This window comes from Microbacterium sp. (assembly GCF_044340635.1).
Lineage (GTDB): Bacteria > Actinomycetota > Actinomycetes > Actinomycetales > Microbacteriaceae > Microbacterium.
On sequence record NZ_JBIITF010000007.1, the window covers coordinates 1 to 16,333 of the forward strand.

Here is a 16,333-nt window from a genome sequence, read left to right on the forward strand (position 1 = left end):
CGTACTACGCCTGGCTCAAACGCTACGGGGCGGAAGGCTTCGAGGGGTTGAAGGACCGCTCCAGCGCCCCGCACCACTCACCGACCGCGACGGACGCGGAAGTCGTGGAGAAGATCCTCTGGCTGCGCCGTTTTTCGTTTCGGTCGAGGGCGCCAGTCTCGACGAGGTGCAGGGCTACTGGGAGAAGCTCTCGTCCGGTGCGTCGATCGTCGAGCCTCTCGCGGCGTCGGCGTGGAGTGCCGGATTCGGCATGCTCACCGACCGGTTCGGTGTGACCTGGATCCTCGGCGTCGCCGCCGACCACACGGCGTCGTAGGTGGTCGAGTTGCGGCGCGGGCGGGACATCCGTCGGCGCCGCAATCACTTTGCGGGACAGGTACCCAATCCGCCGCGAACACGCAAGCCCCGCCGGTCGTCTGCCTACTGCGGCTAGCGTGAGAGCCACAAGTAATGCGGCTCGGGTCCTTCCTGCGCCAGAGAAGGACTGAAAAGCAGTGCAGATCGAGACACAAGAGCGCGATGTCGTGTGGGCACGCGTCGATGATGGTTTTTACGTGGGCAGCCGACCGGGTCATTTTCTCGGGTGCATCGACCGGCAGGACGACGGACACTTCGTTGCCCTCGACACGCACACCCAACCCATCGGCACCTTCGCTCATCTCGCTGATGCCATGGAAGCCGTGGCCGCCGCGTACGTGAGCGGCACGCACGAGACCGCGACCCCAGTGGGTGACGCATGACCCGTGCGGACGCGTCCGGCGAACCAGCGGACGGACTGTACTCGCTCGTCTACACGAGCTTTGCCGTGACCCTGTTCGACGAGTCCGAACTCGAAGAGCTGCTGACACAGAGTCGGGCGGCGAACGCTCAGGCGGACATCACGGGGATGCTTCTCTACCGCAACGGTCGGTTCATCCAGTACCTCGAGGGTTCCGAACTCCCGGTGCGCGCGCTGCTCGCCCGCATCACGGCCGATCCTCGGCATGCGGATGTCCGGGTACTGGTCGACAGCAGGCCCCCGGCACGGCAGCTCGCGGAATGGACGATGGGTTACGAGCCGATCGATGAGGCGCGTACAGCTCTTCCCGCCGGCTTCCGCAGCACGTTCGACGACCTCGAGGCGGTCGACGATGCGGATGCCGTTCTGCGCGCCACGCGCGAGCTGAGCTTGTGGTTCCGGGTGCGGCAGGCTCGCCCGCGGGTCGCCGCGACGTAGGGGAGTGTAGTCGTCGTCAGGCGGTCACGCGGCGCTGACGAGGGCATTCCGAGCCGCGTCGACGATCACGTCGGAGACGACGCCCGCCTGCGTGATGAACAGGGCGTGGCTGCCCGCGACGTGGGTGATCGTCGCGCCCATGCGCTCGGCCATGTGGTTCAGCATCGCCTGATCGAAGGCCTTGTCTTCCTTCGCGATGACCGCCCAGCTCGGCTTCGTGCGCCATGCCGCATTCTGCACCGCGGTCCCGAAGACGGACATGTTGATCGGGACCTGCGAGTCGCTGAGGAAGGCGGCGTCGGCGTCGCTGACGTCGGCGGCGAATCCCGCCTGGAACGTGTCCGCGCGGACGAAGCCGTAGCCATCCTCCGCGACGTCGATCACGAACTCCGGGGTGGGGGCGAAGCCCTCGTACTGCTGGGCCGACGACTCGCCCGCATCGGGAGCAAGCGCTGAGACATAGACGAGCCCCGCGACATTCGGGTGAATGCCCGCCTCGGTGATGACTGTTCCTCCCCACGAGTGGCCGACCAGGATCGTCGGTCCGTCCTGGGCTTCTAGCGCCCGTATCGTCGCGGCGACGTCGTCGGCCAGCGACGTCAGCGGGTTCTGCACGATCGTGACCCGATAGCCCCGGGTGGTCAGGTTGTCGTAGACGCCCCGCCATCCCGAGCCGTCGGCGAACGCTCCGTGGACGAGGACGACGTTCGTGATTGCCTCAGACGTGGTGCTCATGATGCTCTTCCTTTCGGGTCGCCCGCCGGACTCGCCCGTGCGGTGTGAGTTGATGATCGCTCGTGAGGATTAATATATTGCATGTAGTACACACGTGCAACGGATGATCCAGGACTTGCGTCCATGCCCGGGCTGTGCGCAATGTATTGCATGCCGATTCCCACGGGCCGCTCTGGCGTTGACCGCTCCCTCCTTCGCGACGATGTGTATCGGCGTCTGCGCGACGCCATCGCGGACGGCACCTTCGAGCCAGGGGAGCAGCTGCGCGACGGCGATCTCGCAGAATGGCTCGGCGTCAGTCGCACACCTGTGCGCGAGGCCCTCCTGCGTCTCGGCGCAAGCGGACTCGTGGTCGCGGTGCCCGGTAGGTCAACGGCCGTCAGTACGATCGATCCGCGGGTCGTCCGGGATGCCCGGGACGTCATCGCCTCGATGCACGGGTTGGCTGTACGCGAGACGGCCGGCAAGCTGAGTGTCGAGGATGTCGGTCGCATGCGAGAGGCGAATCACCGCTTCGCCGAGGCTCTCCGTGCCGATGACCTGGCGGCGGCGTTGGATGCGGACGATGAGTTCCACATGATCCCGGTCACCGCACTCGAGAATCGTGCTCTCGAGGCTGTGCTCGAGCAGTTCGGTCCGCTGGTGCGTCGCGCCGAGCTGGTGCGGTTCACGCTTGACGGACGCGCGTCGGTCGAGCGGCACGAGCAACTCATCGAACTGCTCTCCGTCGGAGATGTGCACGGGGCGGAGTCGGTGACTTTCGACATCTGGCACAGCCTGCCGGCCGACGAACCCGTCGACGAATAGCCACTCCATGGGGGCGCAGGTGCGACGGGCGCCGGCGTGCTCGCGCTCCATCCGGGCCACGTTGTTCGATATAGGCGGCGTGCCGCTCAGCTCTTCTTGCGGCGCGCCTTCGGCTTGACCGCTCCCCGGATCAGCGCCCAGAGTTCGCCGTAGGCCTGCGCAGCTTCGACGCCGGGCGCATAACTCCCGATCGGTGCCCGCTCGGTGCCCATGCGCTCGACATGAACGGTCGCGGGGACGACCACATCCGTGACCGCCTTCTGCGCCGGAGGCAGCTGCTCGACGGTCGTCCGATGCAGGGTCTTGCGCCGATCGACCATCGAGAGAAATCCGACGATGCGGGCCTTCGAGACGGATGCGCCGACGAACTCCACGACCTGCTCGAGGGAACGCATCGACAGCGGCGACGGCACGAGGGGAACGACGACGGCATCCGCCGAGAACACGGCGTTATCGGCGACGAGCGACGCGCCGGGCGGGCAGTCGAGGATCACGACGTCGTAGTCGCGCTCGACCTGTTCGAGGATCTTCGCGACCCGCTGCTCGGACTTCTTCGCGTGGTCGAGCACGAGGTCCAGATCGCGATAGCTCGCGTTCCCGGGCAGCACATCGAGGTTGTCGTACGCGGTGGAACGGATGGCTCCGCTGACCTTGCTGTCGCCGGCCACGAGGGCGGCGACACCACCCTTCACTTTCGGTTTCACCTGCAGCAGTCGTCGTTCCCGAGCCGCGGCGGACACGATGAAGGACGATTCGGGCCCGCGGACCTCGATGTCCGCGAGAATTGACAGATGAGTTGCACCCATCCCGATAACGAGTTCGAGGCGCTCGTTCATCTCGCGGAGCGACTTCGACGACGGTTCCCCGTACTCGGCGAGGATGCCGTTTTCGCCCTGATCGCGGAAGAGCTCGAATCCCTCGATGGTGCACGGCTGCGTCACTACGTGCCCGTGCTTGTGGAGAACGGCGTGGTCCGCCGATTGCGCGAGTCCCGTCACCTGGCCGCGTGAGTGCGACGACGATGCCGTCTCAGGTCGCCGCAGACTTCAATCGCGACGTGGCCTCTCGCTCGACCAGGACCGGAACGAAATCGCGCACATGGGCGCCCGCCAGAGCGAGGTGCGCTTCTCGCACGACGGCTGAGATCTGCTCGATCGGCGTCGAGGGGAATCGTGCGGCGAGTCGCTCCGCTATCTGGTCCATGACCGCGTCCTCGTCCGTGATCTCGCGCGTCATGAAGGGCCTCCGCTCGTCGGTGAACAGCACCCATAGGGTACCGTCCATCACGTTCGCAGAACAGGCGGGAAGGACGCAGACGATTCCGGCCGTTCCCTGTCAGAATGGGCCGTCGTGAGCCTTCTCGTGAACGTCGTGGACGTGTTCGTCGACGCGGCGGGCGCACACGGCAACCAGCTCGGAATCGTCTGGGCGTCTTCTTCAACCCGTAAGCGCGAGCAGGCGATAGCGGCCGATCTCGGGTTCAGCGAAACCATCTTCATCGATGCGGTCGAGGCTGGTGCCGCTACCGCGCGGATCTACACGCCCACTCGCGAGCTGCCCTTCGCAGGGCATCCCACGGTCGGGCTCGCCGCATGGTTGCGCGACAACGGCGACGAGATCAAACACATCGACGTGCCAGCGGGGAGCGTGCGGGTGCGGTTCGATCGCGACCTCGTCTTCGCGACCGCGCTTCCGGAGTGGGCCCCACCGTTCGAGCTCGACCAGCTCGCGAACCCAGACGAGGTCGAAGCGGTGGATCCGGATGCCTATGGCCTCGGCATGCACTACGTATGGGCGTGGTTCGACGAGACGCGAAAGCGCGTTCGGGCACGCATGTTCGCGCCCGAGCTCGGCATCCGCGAAGACGAGGCGACGGGTTCGGCAGCGGTGCGTCTGTCGGCCGAGCTCGGCCAAGACCTCGAGATCGTTCAGGGCGCGGGTTCGCTGTTGCACACCCACCTGCGATATCTCGGGCAACAGGTCGAGGTCGGTGGTCGGGTCTCCGCGGCCAGGGTTCTCGAACTCCGCTGAGCGGGGCCCTCCCGGCGGGCTCCTCGGATAATGGGGGAGTGGAACCGTGGCAGATGCGTGAGTGGTTCGCCGAGTATCTCGAGGCGTGCAACCGGCACGATCTCGAGGCGATCCGTTCGTTCCTCGACCCGGCGGTTCGGCGCGCGCATCTGCCGGGTGGCGCGGATGCATGGATCGACGGCGTCGCCGAGCTGCTCCGGGCGTTCCCGGATTGGCAGTGGCGACGCATCCAACTCGTCGTCGAAGACGATCGTGTGGCCGCGCACGTGCGAGCGGGTGGCACCCATGTCGGTGAGTTCCGTGGGATCACCCCGACCCGGCGACACGTGAATGTCGCCGAGTTCGGGATGTACCGGATCGTGAACGGGCGGATCACCGAGTTCACGGGCACCGCCGACCACATCGAGCTGCTGAGCCAGCTACAGGGCTGAGTTACAGGGCCGAGCTAGTTACAGGGCTGAGCCCTTCTCGGGCAGCTGCTCTTCCACCTTCTCGGCGACGGGTCGGTTGTCGTTGCGAGTCTTCATAAGGCTCGCGATCGTCGCCACCGCGATCGTCGCGGCGATGAAGAGCAGCGAGAACCAGATCGGGATCTCGGGGGCCCACAGCATCGGTTCGCCGCCATTGATGAACGGCAGCTCATTGACGTGCATGGCGTGCAGCACGAGCTTGACGCCGATGAAGGCGAGGATGACGGCCAGCCCCTGGGCCAGGTAGACGAGACGCTCGAGCAGTCCGCCGATGAGGAAGAACAACTGGCGCAGGCCCATCAGCGCGAACGCGTTCGCGGTGAACACGATGTACGCCTCTTCCGTCAGGCCGTAGATGGCGGGGATCGAGTCCACGGCAAAGATCAGGTCGACGAATCCGATCGCGATGATCGTGAGGAACATCGGCGTGACCCAGCGTCGGCCACCCTTGCGGACGGTCAACTTGTCGCCGTGGTACTCGTCGGTGACGGGGAGGTGGCGCCGGACGAAGCGCATGAACTTTCCGTCCGCGGGGTTCGATTCACCGTGCGCGAACGCCTGGCGGTACGCGAGGAAGAGCAACAGCGCGCCGAACAGGTAGAAGATCCACGAGAAGTTCTCGATCAGCGTGGCGCCGACCGCGATGAAGATTCCGCGCAGGATGAGCGCGATGACGATGCCGATCATGAGCACCTTCTGCTGGTAGATCTTCGGCACCGCAAAGCCGGTCATGACGATCAGGAAGACGAAGAGGTTGTCGATCGACAGGGCCTTCTCGGTCAGGTAGCCGGCGAAGTATTCACCGCCGTAGGTCCAGCCGCTGACGACGCCGATGCCGACGCCGAACAGCAGCGCGAGGCCAATGTAGAAGGCCGACCAGCGGGCGGATTCTCCGATCGTCGGCTCGTGCGGTTTGCGCACGTGCGCGAAGAACTCGTAGACGAAGAACGCGATCGTGACGGCGATCGTGATGATCCAGATGAGCGGCGTGATGTTCAAGAGGGTTCCCAACCGTGGCGTGAGCGAATCGACGCCAAGGTCTTCTCCATCCTCAGATCGAGGACCGGTGACCCGGGATGCGATGCATCCGTAATGACGAGCCGACCGTGTCGGAGTACTCCCCTTGGTGTGTCCAGCCTAGGAGGGATTCTGAGTCGCTTCCTGAGCGAAAGCCGATAGCGGCGTCGCGTACCTCCTTTCGACCCAAAGGGGAAGGGGGCGGACATTCGGACGGCGGCGGCACACACTGGGATCCTCCCCGGCTCCCGTCCATGCCTGGCGGTCGCCCACCGGCCCGACGAGAGGATTCCTGATGAGTTCCACCACGATCACCGCAGCCGTCATGCCCGAGCTTCACGGCGAGTTCGAGATGGCGCAGGTCACGCTCGACGACCCGCGTGCCGGAGAGGTCCAGGTGCGCCTGGTCGCCACGGGTGTGTGCCACACCGACATGGCCGTTCGAGACGGATGAATCCCCACGACGTTCCCGATCGTGCTCGGTCACGAGGGCGCTGGCGTCATCGAGCGGGTGGGCGACGGTGTGACGCATCTGGAGGTCGGCGACCACGTCGTCCTGACGGTCGCCAGCTGTGGCATCTGCGTCGATTGCCTGAGCGGCGACCCGTCGTTCTGCGCGAATTCCTACGAGCAGAACTTCGCGGGCGGGCGCCCCGACGGCTCGACCTCGTTGAGCGACGCCGAGGGTAAGCAGATCAACTCCCACTTCTTCGGACAGTCCGCGTTCGCCACCTATGCGAATGTGCCCACCCGCAGCGTCGTCAAGGTGCGGAAGGACATCCCGCTCGAGCTGCTCGCTCCGCTCGGGTGCGGCGTTCAGACCGGGGCGGGAACGGTTCTGAAGGTCCTCCAGCCGCCGATGGACAGCACCCTCGTCGTCTTCGGGACCGGGGCCGTGGGCATGGCCGCGATCCTGGGCGCCCGGGTCGCTCGCGTGCGAACGATCGTCGCGGTGGATGTCGTCCCCGGACGACTCGAACTGGCTCGCCAGCTGGGTGCCACGCACACCGTCAATGCGAAAGAGGTCGACACCGTCGAGGAGCTCGCCGCGATCAGTGGAACCGGCGTGGACTACGCGGTCGACACGACGGGCAACGCCGCCGTCGTCGAGGGGATGCTGAAGTCGCTGGGGCACCGGGGGCATGCGGCTCTCCTGGCCGCGGCGAACCCCGAGGCCGAGTCACGGATCAACCTGTCGCAAGCCGTGGCGCGGGTCATCCGGATCACTTCCGTGGTCGAGGGCGGCGTCATCCCGCACCTGTTCATCCCCGAGATGATCGAGCTGTACCTCGCGGGCGAGTTCCCGTTCGACAAGCTGGCCCGGACGTACCCGTTCGCCGAGATCGACCAGGCGTTCACGGACAGCGAGTCGGGCGAGGTGGTCAAGCCGGTGCTGACGTTCGGCTGACTCAGGTGCCCGCGCCCGGTCGTCGTCGATCGCGCGCGGGTGCCGGGCTCCGGCGGCGGCGCACCAGCACGACGATCATCACACCGAGCGCGGCTCCGGTCGCGTTGGCCACGAGGTCGCGCGGGTGCGAGATGCGGTCGCTCAGCGGAATCTGGGCCAGCTCGATCGCCAGGGTCAACGCGACGGGCACGATGAAACCGGCCGCGCCGCGGAACAGCAGGCCTGCGACAAGGCCGAGCGGCACGAACATCGCGACGTTGGCCACGACCTCGAGCGGCGACCCGGCCGCCCACGTCGACCACCCGACCCACGCGCGCGGACTCAGGATTCCGAGCGGCTCCTGGTTCCCGTCAGTCGCCCAGGGGAGCGGTCGAAGCGTCACCCACAGCACCGCGCACGTGTAGAGGACGCCGAGGGCGGCGATCGCCACGGTCGGTGCCCGGCCGGAGGATTCGTTCGAGGTCACGGTGACAGCATCCATCGGCGGCTCTCGATCAGGCAACCGGCAGCGAAACCCGGGTGAGTTCTTCGGATCGCTCCCAGATGCTCGTCGCATCGTCGACGCTTCGGAGCGGAGGGAACAGCGGCTGCTCCGCCGGGGCGCCTCCGACGCGACCCGGACCGCTCGGGCCGAACATGAGTCCGCGCTTCGAGTCGGGCGCGGTGACCGCCATCAGCGCCGGCAAGCCGGCCGACTCGACCGTGCCCGTCAGTATCCCCCGAGCCGACAGCCAGCGGATGACGCGAATCGACGAGGTGTCTCCGCTTCTGCCGAGCTCGGGACGCGCCGCGAGCAGGCTCGTCGGTGCGACGCCGGGGTGCGCGAGGTTGCTCGTGATGCCCCACCCGAGTTGCTTGCTGCGGCGGTCGAGTTCGAGCCCGAACAGACCGAACGCGATCTTGGACTGGCTGTACGCCCGCCCGCCCGAGTAGCTGCGCGTCCCATTGAGGTCGTCCCCGTTGATCCGGCCCGAACGCGCCGCGATGCTGATCTGCGACGTCACCCGCGCCCGACCCGCCCGCAGGAGCGGGAGCAGGTGGCCGACGAGGGCGAAGTGCCCGAGGTGGTTGGTGCCGAACTGCAGTTCGAATCCGTCGACCGTCGTCTGTCGCTCCGGCGGGGTCATGACGCCGGCGTTGTTGATGAGCAGATGGATCGGGTCGCCCTCGGCTCGGAGCGTCCGACCGAGCGCATCGATGGATTCGAGGGAGGACAGATCGAGATCGCGCAGCGTCACCTCGGCCGTCGGGACCGCTCCGCGGATCGTGGCGAGGGCGCGCTCGCCCTTCGCCCGATTGCGGACCGGCACGATCACCACGGCTCCGGCCGCCGCGAGGCGCTCTGCCATGATCAGCCCCATACCGTCGCTCGCGCCGGTGATCAGGGCGCGTTTGCCGGTGAGATCCGGAAGGGTGATGTCGATCTTCTTGCGTGCCATGGTCTGCTCCTCGGCGGGTTCGTGGGGTTCGTCGGGTGGTTTCCCTACGCTCGCCGGTCGTCTCGACCGCATCCAGGGCCTGGCGATCCCCCGCTGCGAAAGGGGGACCGTCAGGCCGTGGCTCGGGTCGGATGCAGGGGGTAGACATGACGGAGCCGTCGAAACGGCGAAGCCGATACGAAGGATGACTGTGATCGACCGCAGAGGATTGGCCGAGTTCCTCCGGACGCGCCGCGAAGCGCTCCAACCCGAGGACGTGGGTCTGACGCGCGGTGCGCGACGCCGGACCGCCGGACTGCGTCGGGAGGAAGTGTCCGCGCTCAGTCACATGTCCACCGATTACTACTCCCGCCTCGAGCGCGAGCGCGGGCCGCAGCCATCCGAGCAGATGCTGGCCTCGATCGCGCAGGGGCTGCACCTGTCGCGCGAGGAACGCGACCACCTGTTCCACCTCGCGGGTCACACGCCCCCAGCGAGAGGCGCAAGCCGCGATCACATCAGCCCGGGTCTGCTGCGCATCCTGGATCGACTGGACGACACTCCGGCCGAGATCGTCACGGAACTCGGCGAAACGCTCAAGCAGAGCCGGATGGGCGTCGCGCTCATGGGCGACAAGGCCGCCCTCACGGGGCCGGAGCGGAGCATCGGGTACCGCTGGTTCACCGACGCGTCGTCACGGGATTTCTACGCTCCCGAGGAACACGACTTCCTCAGTCAGATGTACGCGTCGGGTCTTCGGGAGATCTCGGGGGTGCGGGGTCCGAATTCCCGCGCGGCGCGCCTGGCCGAGACGCTGCTGGAACGCAGCGAAGAGTTCCGTCGCCTCTAGGCAGAACACGAGGTGGGCCTGCGCCCGCACGAGGTGAAGCACTTCGTGCACCCTGAGGTCGGCGCCCTCGAGCTGCACTGCCAGCGCCTGATCGATCCCGATCAGGCGCACTCGCTGATGGTGTACACCGCGGTGCCCGGCAGTGAGAGTTACGAGAAGCTCGGTCTGCTCTCGGTCATCGGGGCGCAGTCGCTGCGGTAGCGGGTACCCTCGCCCCATGCACCGGCTGACCCGCGACGAAGCGCGCCGCATCGCCGTCCGCGCGCAGCTGCTCGATGCCGATCGGCCGGGCGACGTGGTCGAGATCGCCGAGCAGATCGGCGCGATCAAGATCGACCCCACGGCCACGATCGCCCCCGCCGAGCAGACCGTCCCGTGGAGCCGGATCGGCTGGGGATACGAACCGGGTCAGCTGCGCAAAGCCGTCGAGACCGATCGGCTACTCTTCGAGCACGACGGGTCCTTCTGGGCAGGAAGTCTGCTCGCCCCAAAGCTCTCGATCATGCGCCACGGCCCGCGCCGGCAGTCGACGGTCGAGTACCTCGAGGCGAACGACGCGTTTCGACGAGACATCCTGTCCCGGCTTCGCGCTGACGGCCCCCTCGTGTCATCCGATTTCACCGACACGAGCGTCGTGCAGCGCGACCGCTCGAGTGGCTGGTACGGACCCAACGAAGTGCCGCGGATGCTCGAGATCCTCGCGTGGATCGGCGAGGTCGCGATCGCCGGGCGGGTCGGACGCCAGCGCCTGTGGGACCTGCCCGAGCGGGTCTATCCGGCCGATCTGCCGGTGTTCGAGCCGGCCGAGGCCGAGGAGTTGTTGCAGCAGCGGCGCCTGCAGGCCGCGGGCATCGCGCGGCAGAAATCACCGTGGACGCCCGTGGGAATGGTGGGCGATCCCGCCGAGGTCGAGGGCAGCGCCTGGAAGTGGCGGGTGGATCCCGAGGCGCTCGCCGCCCTCGACGACGACCCGGGCGGGCGCGCCGCAATCCTGAATCCGTACGACCGCATGCTCTTCGATCGCCCGCGTCTGACGGAGTTGTTCGATTTCACCTACGTCCTCGAGCAGTTCAAGCCGAAAGGGCAGCGGAAGTACGGCTACTTCGCGCATCCGATTCTCGTTGGTGATCGCTTCATCGGGCTGCTGGACGCCGAACTCGACAAGAAAAAGTTGACGCTGGTCGTGCACGCCGTGCACGAGGTGACACCATTCGACGACGACGAGCGCGAGATGGTCGAGGCCGAGATTCGTGATCTCGCCGGGTGGTTGGGGGTCGCGCTCGCGGGACGGTGACGGGCGGGTCAGCTCGTTGCTACATCGATGAGCGCCTTGCCGACGAGTCCACCCTCGACCGCGTCGTGCGCAGCGGCGGTCTGGTCCAGGGCGAACCGCGTGATCGGCAATCCGGAATCCCGACCGACGGGCAGCGCTCCGTCGCGGAGGGCGGCCGTGACATCCTCGACGGCCGCGGTGATCGCATCCGTCCCCATCGTGTAGAGCAGCAAGAACTGGTACCGGATGTTCAGGGCGAAGTGCGTGCGGATGTCGAGGCTCATCTGGGTTCCGCCGTCGGTTGCGTAGACGGCGACGGAGCCCTGGTTGGCCAAGACGGCGGAATTCAGTTCAGCGTTGCGTGCGGGGGAGACCTCGACGACGATGTCTACCCCGTCGGGGGCGACGGTGCGGATCTCGGCGGCGGCGTCCTGCTCCCGATAATTGACGACGCTGTGCGCTCCGGCCGCGATCGCGAGGTCTGCCTTGACGTCGGAGGAGACGGTCGTGACGACGGTCGCGCCGGCCCAGCGTGCGAGCTGGATCGCGGCGTGTCCGACGGCACCCGCCCCGCCCGCGACGAGCACGGTGCGGCCAACGAGTGCTCCGGGGGCCAGACGCGACGGTCCTCCGTCGTGCACGGTGAGCGCCCGATGCGCCGTCAGAGCCGGCACCCCCAGCGATGCGCCGACATCGAACGAGACGCCTTCGGGGAGCGGCGCGACGAGATGAGCGGGCACGACCGTGTACTCCTGCGCGGTGCCGGACGGCCGGTCGAATGCTGCGAGAAGCATCCAGACCCGATCGCCGGGAGCGAGGTGCTCGACGTGAGGACCGACGGCGTCGACGACGCCTGCACCGTCTTGATTGGGCACCTGATCCGGGAAGCGCGTCGGGGCTGGGCCGCCGCCCGCCCGGCTCTTCCAGTCCGTCGGATTGACGCCCGAGACGGTCACGCGAACTCGGACCTCGCCCTCGCCGGGTTCGGGGATCTGCGTGTCGATCTCGCGGAGGACGTCGGATGATCCGGTCTGGGAGTAGACGATGGCGCGCATGGTGGGGGCAACCGGCCCGCGCCGTCGGGCATTCCCCACGGTCACTGAGCCTGTCGAAGTGCCGGTCACTGAGCCTGTCGAAGTGACCAACTGAAGCTCGCGCACGCGCGTTTCGGCTATTCGCTGGACCGACACAAGATGTGAGAACTCTCATGTCTCCGGCCTGATTTCCGCGGTTTATGGGTGCTTTTCGGGGTTGGGATGTCGGTGGCTGTCCGTAGAGTTTCGAACATGCATTCGAACTATGGCGACGTCGAAACGACGGGAGTGGACGCGATCGCGCGCGAGCTCGCCGGGGAGGGCATGGACGCGTGGCGCGCGCACGCGCGTACCGAGGCCGCGATGGCGCGAGTGTTCGCGAAAGCCGCGCACGTCGGTGCGCGCCGGGTTGCGGAACTCGCCTCCCCGTCCTCCCGTGAGGCGGAGTTGCCGTTTCGTGCTTTGGCGGCGGAACTCGGTGCGGCGATGAACATGTCCGACCGGACCGTGCAGCGCCGCATGAACGATGCCGCCGCGTTGGATGAGTCCTTTCCCGCGACCTTCGCGGCGTGGGAAGCGGGGCGGATCGCTCGCGGGCATGTCGCGGTGATCATGGAACACGGACTCCCCCTCACCGATCCGGAAGTACGCGCTGAGTTCGAACGCGAGGCGTTGGTGCGAGCCGAGGGGACCACGCCCGGACGGCTCGGGGCATCGCTCGCGAGTTTGGCGGAGTCGCTGCAGCCGCGCCCGCTGGCGGAGCGTCACAAGGAGGCTCGGGCGTCACGGGGTGCGTGTGTGCGGGATATCGGCGATGGGATGGCGGAGTTCATCTCGACCCAACCGGCGGTTTTGGCGCATGCGATGCATGACCGGATCACGCAGCAGGCTCGAGCGATCAGGGACGCCGACCCGACGGATGCGCGGACTCTGGATCAGATTCGCGCCGACCTGGTGGCGGACATGATGCTCACCACGACGCCCAGCGTGGAGACGGGTGCCGGCTTCTCGGATGGGTTTAGCGGGCTGGGTGCGATCCGCGGGATCGTGAACGTCACGGTTCCTGCTCTCGCGTTGGCGGGTGTGACAGACGAGCCCGCGGAGCTCGTGGGCCGGTGCCCGATCGACCCTGCCACTGCCCGCGCATTGGCCGGGCACGCAACAGGATGGGATCGGGTCCTGGCCGATCCGATCAGCGGGTGCGTTCTCGCGGTCGACCGGTACACGCCATCCGCGGACATGAAACGGTTCCTGCGAGCCAGGGATCAGCACTGCCGATTCCCCGGATGCCGACAACCGGCACACCGGTGCGATCGGGACCACACCCTCGACTACGCCCTCGGCGGCGAAACCAGCACCTGCAACCTCGCCTGCCTCTGCAAACGACACCACACCCTCAAGGGCGAAACAGCCTGGACGGTCCGACAACTCGGCGGCGGGGTCCTGGAGTGGACCTCGCCGGGCGGTCACGTCTATATCGACAAACCGCCCTCGGCGATCCACTTCGTCCCGAACACGGATCCACCCCCGTTCTAGAGCACCCCCGCCCGCCCGAGCGTTTCGTCTCGCTGCGCTCACTCAACGACCGCCCCAGCCCAGTCATCGAGCTTGTCGAAACGACCAGCGGTGCTGCGCGCGGTTCCGGTGCGCCCTTCGACAGGCTCAGGGAGCAGGGAGCAGGGAGCGGGGAGCGGGGTGCGGGCTCGGGCGGCGCGGCGCTCGAATCGGCGTGCAGCTAGGCATCCCGCAGCTCGCCTATGTAAACTGGCCGCGTGCTGTCCTGTCGTTGTTGCCGCTGAGTGCCTCGCACTCGCCTTCAACGACCCCTGACAACACCCCGCGATAACGTCGCGGCCCCGCAGCTTGGACACATCACGTGCGATACGCGCAGAGCGTCACCGACCTCATCGGCAACACACCCCTTGTCCGCCTGAACCACGTCACCGATGGCATCACGGCCACGGTTCTGGCGAAGATCGAATACTTCAACCCCGGCGGCTCATCCAAAGACCGCATCGCCGCCAACATCCTCGACGCCGCGGAGCGTGACGGATTGATCGGTCCGGGCGGCACGATCGTCGAACCCACCAGCGGTAACACCGGCGTCGGGCTCGCGCTCGTCGCCCAGCAACGCGGCTACCGCATGATCTTCGTCGTTCCCGACAAGTTCGCGGGACCCAAGGTCGCCGTCCTCGAGGCTTACGGGGCCGAGGTCGTCATCACCGACACCAGCGTCCCGCCGGAGGACCCCCGCTCGTACTACAGCGTCTCCGACCGGCTCGCCCGCGAGATCCCCGGCGCGTTCAAACCCAACCAGTTCGCGAACCAGAACGGCCCGCGCGCACACTACGAGACGACCGGCCCCGAGATCTGGAGCGCCACCGAGGGGCGCGTCACCCATTTCGTCGCGGGCGTCGGCACCGGTGGCACGATCACCGGAACGGGCCGCTATCTGCGCGAGGTCTCGGACGGCGCGACCCGGATCATCGGCGTCGACCCGATCGGCTCCATCTACTCCAGCTCCGACGTTCACGGTTACAAGGTCGAGGGCGTGGGCGAAGACTTCTGGCCCGAGACGTTCGACCCCTCGGTCGTGCACGAATGGCAGCGCGTCTCGGACGCCGACTCGTTCGCGATGACCCGCCGCCTCGCCCGGGAAGAAGGGCTGCTCGTCGGTGGATCGAGCGGGATGGCGGTGGTCGGTGCACTGCGCACCGCCCGCGAACTCGGACCCGACGACGTCGTCGTCGTCCTTCTGCCCGATCACGGCCGCGGCTACCTCGGCAAGATCTTCGACGACGGCTGGATGACCGACAACGGCTTCTCGGTCGACCCGCCTGTCGACCGATCCGAAACATCCGCAACGAACACAGCAGACAACACCGCAAACAACGCCGCAGGAGGCATCCGATGAGCACGTCAGAGTTCGCGGGCTTCGAAAGCCTCGCCATCCACGCCGGCCAAGAGTTCGACCCCGCGACGGGCGCCGTCATCCCGCCCGTGCACTTCTCGACCACGTACGCGCAGGACGGCATCGGCGGACTCCGCGGCGGTTACGAGTACGGTCGCAGTGGCAACCCGACCCGCACGGCGCTCGAGACCCAGCTCGCCGCGATCGAGGGCGGACGGCACGGCCTCTCGTTCGCGTCCGGACTCGCCGCCGAAGACGCGCTGCTCCGCTCCGTCCTCAAGCCCGGTGACGAGGTGCTGCTCGGCAACGACGTCTACGGCGGCACATATCGCCTGATCGCCCGAGTGCTCGCACCGTGGGGCGTGGGTCTGCGGGTCGTCGACATGAGCGACCTCGACCAGGTCGCCGCCGCCCTCGAAGAACGGCCCGCGCGGATGCTGTGGGTCGAGACCCCGAGCAACCCGCTCCTGCGCATCACCGACATCGCCGGCCTCGCGCGCCTCGGGCACGCCGCTGGTGCGGTCGTCGTCGTCGACAACACCTTCGCGTCGCCCGCGCTGCAGCGGCCACTCTCGCTCGGGGCCGATGTCGTCGTGCACTCGACGACGAAATACCTGGGTGGACACTCGGATGTCGTGGGTGGCGCGCTCGTCATGAACGACGACGCTCTCGCCGAGCAGGCGCGCTTCCTGCAGTTCGCGGCCGGCGCGGTTTCCGGTCCGCTCGACGCCTGGCTCACGACCCGCGGGATCAAGACGCTCGGCGTACGGATGCAGCGCCACAGTGAGAACGGCGACGCTGTCGCACGCTTCCTCGACGCGCACCCGGGCGTCGCCCGCGTCTACTATCCGGGCCTCGAATCCCACCCCGGGCACGAACTCGCGGCGGCGCAGATGTCGGGCTTCGGCGGGATCGTCTCGCTCGCTCTGCCGGATGCCGCGACCGCCCGCCGCTTCGCCGAATCCACGCGCCTGTTCACGCTGGCCGAGTCGCTCGGCGGGGTCGAATCGCTCCTCAACTACCCCGACGCGATGACCCATGCATCCGTCCGCGGAACCGAGCTCGCCGTGCCGGAAGAGGTCGTGCGTCTCTCGGTCGGCATCGAAAGCCGCGACGACCTGCTGGCGGACCTCGAGCAGGCGCTCGCCGCGGCGGGCTGACCC

Annotated in this window: 19 protein-coding genes and 2 pseudogenes; 14 read left to right on the forward strand and 7 right to left on the reverse strand. The window is 67.4% G+C overall.

What is annotated here, in order from left to right; all coding sequences use genetic code 11:
- Positions 1–127: 127 nt before the first annotated feature.
- The 3 genes and pseudogenes from ACIQ0W_RS07875 to ACIQ0W_RS07885 all read left to right on the forward strand — a co-directional run.
- Positions 128–316: pseudogene (locus ACIQ0W_RS07875) on the forward strand (VOC family protein); the annotation flags it as partial.
- Positions 317–494: 178 nt separating this feature from the next.
- Positions 495–740: a hypothetical protein gene (locus tag ACIQ0W_RS07880; RefSeq protein ID WP_396642210.1), complete on the forward strand. Its 246-nt coding sequence runs from the start codon at positions 495–497 to the stop codon at positions 738–740.
- Positions 737–1,216, forward strand: coding sequence for a BLUF domain-containing protein (locus ACIQ0W_RS07885; RefSeq protein ID WP_396642211.1), 480 nt, complete (start codon positions 737–739; stop codon positions 1,214–1,216). The genes ACIQ0W_RS07880 and ACIQ0W_RS07885 overlap by 4 nt, the downstream gene beginning before the upstream one ends.
- 24 nt (positions 1,217–1,240) lie before the next feature.
- On the opposite strand, the gene ACIQ0W_RS07890 is transcribed toward ACIQ0W_RS07885, so the two are convergent.
- A complete protein-coding gene (locus ACIQ0W_RS07890) occupies positions 1,241–1,951 on the reverse strand; it encodes an alpha/beta fold hydrolase (RefSeq protein WP_396642212.1) in 711 nt (236 codons plus the stop codon).
- A gap of 150 nt (positions 1,952–2,101) precedes the next feature.
- On the opposite strand from ACIQ0W_RS07890, the gene ACIQ0W_RS07895 reads away from it, so the two are divergent.
- A complete protein-coding gene (locus ACIQ0W_RS07895) occupies positions 2,102–2,758 on the forward strand; it encodes a GntR family transcriptional regulator (protein ID WP_396642213.1) in 657 nt (218 codons plus the stop codon).
- 86 nt (positions 2,759–2,844) lie between these two features.
- Here ACIQ0W_RS07895 and ACIQ0W_RS07900 read toward each other — a convergent pair whose 3' ends face one another.
- Positions 2,845–3,462, reverse strand: coding sequence for a ParA family protein (locus ACIQ0W_RS07900; RefSeq protein ID WP_396642214.1), 618 nt, complete (start codon positions 3,460–3,462; stop codon positions 2,845–2,847).
- Positions 3,463–3,549: 87 nt separating this feature from the next.
- On the opposite strand from ACIQ0W_RS07900, the gene ACIQ0W_RS07905 reads away from it, so the two are divergent.
- Positions 3,550–3,768 carry a three-helix bundle dimerization domain-containing protein gene (locus ACIQ0W_RS07905; protein ID WP_157811336.1) on the forward strand — a complete coding sequence of 73 codons (219 nt, stop codon included), beginning with the start codon at positions 3,550–3,552 and terminating at the stop codon, positions 3,766–3,768.
- 19 nt (positions 3,769–3,787) lie between these two features.
- On the opposite strand, the gene ACIQ0W_RS07910 is transcribed toward ACIQ0W_RS07905, so the two are convergent.
- Positions 3,788–4,042 (reverse strand): three-helix bundle dimerization domain-containing protein, encoded by a 255-nt coding sequence (locus ACIQ0W_RS07910; RefSeq protein WP_199484454.1) that lies wholly within the window; start codon positions 4,040–4,042, stop codon positions 3,788–3,790.
- A gap of 66 nt (positions 4,043–4,108) precedes the next feature.
- On the opposite strand from ACIQ0W_RS07910, the gene ACIQ0W_RS07915 reads away from it, so the two are divergent.
- Positions 4,109–4,789, forward strand: a complete 681-nt coding sequence (locus ACIQ0W_RS07915) for a PhzF family phenazine biosynthesis protein (RefSeq protein WP_100814496.1) — start codon at positions 4,109–4,111, stop codon at positions 4,787–4,789.
- 38 nt (positions 4,790–4,827) lie between these two features.
- Positions 4,828–5,220, forward strand: a complete 393-nt coding sequence (locus tag ACIQ0W_RS07920; protein WP_100814495.1) for an ester cyclase — start codon at positions 4,828–4,830, stop codon at positions 5,218–5,220.
- Between the two features lie 18 nt (positions 5,221–5,238).
- Here the strand turns inward: ACIQ0W_RS07920 and ACIQ0W_RS07925 are convergent, their stop codons facing one another.
- Positions 5,239–6,258: a TerC family protein gene (locus tag ACIQ0W_RS07925; RefSeq protein WP_051513961.1), complete on the reverse strand. Its 1,020-nt coding sequence runs from the start codon at positions 6,256–6,258 to the stop codon at positions 5,239–5,241.
- A 313-nt stretch (positions 6,259–6,571) separates the two neighbouring features.
- On the opposite strand from ACIQ0W_RS07925, the gene ACIQ0W_RS07930 reads away from it, so the two are divergent.
- A complete protein-coding gene (locus tag ACIQ0W_RS07930) occupies positions 6,572–6,730 on the forward strand; it encodes a hypothetical protein (protein WP_396642215.1) in 159 nt (52 codons plus the stop codon).
- Between the two features lie 21 nt (positions 6,731–6,751).
- Entirely contained in the window at positions 6,752–7,684 is a 933-nt protein-coding gene (locus ACIQ0W_RS07935) for an NAD(P)-dependent alcohol dehydrogenase (RefSeq protein WP_396642216.1), read from the forward strand.
- 1 nt (position 7,685) lies between these two features.
- On the opposite strand, the gene ACIQ0W_RS07940 is transcribed toward ACIQ0W_RS07935, so the two are convergent.
- Complete coding sequence (locus tag ACIQ0W_RS07940) at positions 7,686–8,150, reverse strand: VanZ family protein (RefSeq protein ID WP_396642217.1); 465 nt, start codon at positions 8,148–8,150, stop codon at positions 7,686–7,688.
- A 28-nt stretch (positions 8,151–8,178) separates the two neighbouring features.
- Entirely contained in the window at positions 8,179–9,123 is a 945-nt protein-coding gene (locus ACIQ0W_RS07945) for an SDR family oxidoreductase (RefSeq protein ID WP_396642218.1), read from the reverse strand.
- Between the two features lie 190 nt (positions 9,124–9,313).
- On the opposite strand from ACIQ0W_RS07945, the pseudogene ACIQ0W_RS07950 reads away from it, so the two are divergent.
- A pseudogene (locus ACIQ0W_RS07950) lies at positions 9,314–10,153 on the forward strand (helix-turn-helix transcriptional regulator).
- Between the two features lie 16 nt (positions 10,154–10,169).
- Positions 10,170–11,246, forward strand: a complete 1,077-nt coding sequence (locus ACIQ0W_RS07955) for a DNA glycosylase AlkZ-like family protein (protein WP_396642219.1) — start codon at positions 10,170–10,172, stop codon at positions 11,244–11,246.
- 8 nt (positions 11,247–11,254) lie between these two features.
- On the opposite strand, the gene ACIQ0W_RS07960 is transcribed toward ACIQ0W_RS07955, so the two are convergent.
- Positions 11,255–12,280 carry an NADPH:quinone reductase gene (locus ACIQ0W_RS07960; protein ID WP_396642354.1) on the reverse strand — a complete coding sequence of 342 codons (1,026 nt, stop codon included), beginning with the start codon at positions 12,278–12,280 and terminating at the stop codon, positions 11,255–11,257.
- Positions 12,281–12,511: 231 nt separating this feature from the next.
- Between ACIQ0W_RS07960 and ACIQ0W_RS07965 the strand changes: the two genes are divergently transcribed.
- The 3 genes from ACIQ0W_RS07965 to ACIQ0W_RS07975 all read left to right on the forward strand — a co-directional run bounded on the left by ACIQ0W_RS07965 (position 12,512) and on the right by ACIQ0W_RS07975 (position 16,330).
- Positions 12,512–13,795, forward strand: coding sequence for a DUF222 domain-containing protein (locus tag ACIQ0W_RS07965; RefSeq protein WP_396642220.1), 1,284 nt, complete (start codon positions 12,512–12,514; stop codon positions 13,793–13,795).
- 340 nt (positions 13,796–14,135) lie between these two features.
- Positions 14,136–15,173 (forward strand): pyridoxal-phosphate dependent enzyme, encoded by a 1,038-nt coding sequence (locus ACIQ0W_RS07970; protein ID WP_396642221.1) that lies wholly within the window; start codon positions 14,136–14,138, stop codon positions 15,171–15,173.
- Entirely contained in the window at positions 15,170–16,330 is a 1,161-nt protein-coding gene (locus ACIQ0W_RS07975; protein WP_396642223.1) for a cystathionine gamma-synthase, read from the forward strand. The genes ACIQ0W_RS07970 and ACIQ0W_RS07975 overlap by 4 nt, the downstream gene beginning before the upstream one ends.
- The last annotated feature ends 3 nt before the right edge of the window (positions 16,331–16,333 follow it).

Coding starts and splice junctions, on each gene's coding strand:
- ACIQ0W_RS07905 (WP_157811336.1), top strand. CDS start 3,550: ATGAGTTGCACCCATCCCGATAACGAGTTCGAGGCGCTCGTTCATCTC.
- ACIQ0W_RS07960 (WP_396642354.1), bottom strand. CDS start 12,280: ATGCGCGCCATCGTCTACTCCCAGACCGGATCATCCGACGTCCTCCGC.
- ACIQ0W_RS07895 (WP_396642213.1), top strand. CDS start 2,102: ATGCCGATTCCCACGGGCCGCTCTGGCGTTGACCGCTCCCTCCTTCGC.
- ACIQ0W_RS07955 (WP_396642219.1), top strand. CDS start 10,170: ATGCACCGGCTGACCCGCGACGAAGCGCGCCGCATCGCCGTCCGCGCG.
- ACIQ0W_RS07945 (WP_396642218.1), bottom strand. CDS start 9,123: ATGGCACGCAAGAAGATCGACATCACCCTTCCGGATCTCACCGGCAAA.
- ACIQ0W_RS07910 (WP_199484454.1), bottom strand. CDS start 4,042: ATGGACGGTACCCTATGGGTGCTGTTCACCGACGAGCGGAGGCCCTTC.
- ACIQ0W_RS07975 (WP_396642223.1), top strand. CDS start 15,170: ATGAGCACGTCAGAGTTCGCGGGCTTCGAAAGCCTCGCCATCCACGCC.
- ACIQ0W_RS07890 (WP_396642212.1), bottom strand. CDS start 1,951: ATGAGCACCACGTCTGAGGCAATCACGAACGTCGTCCTCGTCCACGGA.
- ACIQ0W_RS07930 (WP_396642215.1), top strand. CDS start 6,572: ATGAGTTCCACCACGATCACCGCAGCCGTCATGCCCGAGCTTCACGGC.
- ACIQ0W_RS07965 (WP_396642220.1), top strand. CDS start 12,512: ATGCATTCGAACTATGGCGACGTCGAAACGACGGGAGTGGACGCGATC.
- ACIQ0W_RS07885 (WP_396642211.1), top strand. CDS start 737: ATGACCCGTGCGGACGCGTCCGGCGAACCAGCGGACGGACTGTACTCG.